We start from the raw sequence: 1,563 nt of genomic DNA, 5'->3' as shown, positions 1-1,563 counted from the left end.
ACTTTTCAATATTCTTGATTTTTTTCTCGCCACCCATAAATAAAAATGGCGCAAAGCCGTACACTTCATTAGCATTGAGTGGGCCATATTTTTTTAATGCCGCAGGGAAAAGTGGTTTCTTTTGGTTGTTTTTAATATCAAGTCGCTCAGGGCTTTGAAATGCTATAAAATTTTTTATTGTCCGCTCAGTTTTACCTGCTTTAATATCTTGTTCATTTCCTTGCTTAGTCCGCATCCAATTAAGGTAAGGGCTGATTTCCACAGAATGTCCGGTTTTCTCACCGTAGAGTTTTAAATTGCCCCAGGCATTACGCGCTATAACATAATAAATATCGTCGTGCTCAAACGGGGTGTCTTCTAAAAATCGGTCAAGAATGTCTTGATAATCCGCTGGATTTGTCAGCCAAAATAAACCATCGGCAAAGCCGCTGAAACCGAGTATTTGCCAGTATTCAAGTAGCTGGTCAGGCAGTTTCCCTCGATACGCTTCTATATCAGCGGTAGTCGCGGGTACAGTTGTTGTTGGTTGCCTAAATTTGCTTAGAAAATAATCTAAGGCGTCATCATTCGTTTCTATCATGGGCTCTCTACTTTTTATTTAACGGGCAGCGCTCAAGTTGAATGTTCAACTTAGCATCTGGGCCATGTTTTTTAAATGCTTTTTCAACTTGCTCATCCATTAATTGCACGCGTGTTTTATCCCCTTTTTTACTTCCTATAGCTCTGCTTTGGCCCACTGCGGACCTAAAGAGCCGTTGCAATGGTCGTTACCATGTTGAAGCGAGCGGAATGAGAGTGCATAACTAACAGCTAAATGGTGTCTGTGGATGTGTTGTGCAGGCACGCAAAAATGTATGGCTAAACACTAATCTTAAACGATTCTAGCGCTCAGCCTTACAACATCCATGTTGTTAAAAAGCGGGGTTATTTTTACTTGAATTCAAGTTATCAATGAGTACATTTACTGCGCTGTGATTACTTCATGAACGGTATTTTCACGCTCAAAATTGAGATTAAATTGGCCTTGGCGATTAATGGTAAAAATGGCGCGCGTCCAGTTTTCTGGTTGGTGTTTAGTGGCATTCACAAATAGGGTGTTGAATAAATCGACTATCTCGTCTGTCACGGTAATCGGCTGTTCGCTTGTATCAGCAGCAGTTTGATAATGATCTTTGCATTCAAGCTCGCTTTCATCTTCGCAGTTTAAAATAAGTTGTGCTTCAAGCCACGGCTCTTTTATTTGCTGATAAAGGTACTGACCTAGGTGATGCGAGATGTTTTTAATATTTGGTTGCATATGCTGTCCTTAGCGCTTTCTATATAGTTAATTATTGCTCAATGAGTACGACGATTGATTTACCTTGCTCAGCCGCATCTCTAAAGGTTACAAAGTACTTGTCTCGAACGAGGTCATAGGCTTCGGGGTTTACTTCATCAACTCCATCCTTTTCAATTTCAGCGATTATGTTCTGCCCCTCTAAGCTATCAATATCGAAGCTATATTCTTGTTGCATTATGTCATATAAATCTTTCACCATATCGGCTGGGAAAAAGCCGAAAGTG

The 1,563-nt window shown here is 40.4% G+C and carries 3 protein-coding genes and 1 pseudogene; all 4 read right to left on the bottom strand.

The annotated features are described in order from the left end of the window. Nucleotides 1–580, bottom strand: a 580-nt coding sequence (locus H5154_RS22665; protein WP_182719717.1) for a GAD-like domain-containing protein, incomplete at its 3' end; no start/stop codon positions are given. A 7-nt stretch (nucleotides 581–587) separates the two neighbouring features. Continuing rightward, nucleotides 588–737, bottom strand: a complete 150-nt coding sequence (locus H5154_RS22660) for a hypothetical protein (protein ID WP_182719718.1) — start codon at nucleotides 735–737, stop codon at nucleotides 588–590. Nucleotides 738–961: 224 nt separating this feature from the next. Further along, nucleotides 962–1,297 carry a DUF600 domain-containing protein gene (locus tag H5154_RS22655; protein WP_182719716.1) on the bottom strand — a complete coding sequence of 112 codons (336 nt, stop codon included), beginning with the start codon at nucleotides 1,295–1,297 and terminating at the stop codon, nucleotides 962–964. 31 nt (nucleotides 1,298–1,328) lie between these two features. After that, a pseudogene (locus tag H5154_RS22650) lies at nucleotides 1,329–1,563 on the bottom strand (hypothetical protein); the annotation flags it as partial.

The sequence above is a fragment of the Pseudoalteromonas sp. SR44-5 genome (assembly GCF_014163675.1).
GTDB classification, from domain to species: Bacteria; Pseudomonadota; Gammaproteobacteria; order Enterobacterales; family Alteromonadaceae; genus Pseudoalteromonas; species Pseudoalteromonas rhizosphaerae.
The sequence above is the reverse complement of the archived record's forward strand: the minus strand, read 5'-3'. Positions and strand labels throughout refer to the sequence as shown.

Excerpts from the sequence above, each read along its gene's own strand:
- H5154_RS22655 (WP_182719716.1), bottom strand. The coding sequence starts at position 1,297 with ATGCAACCAAATATTAAAAACATCTCGCATCACCTAGGTCAGTACCTT.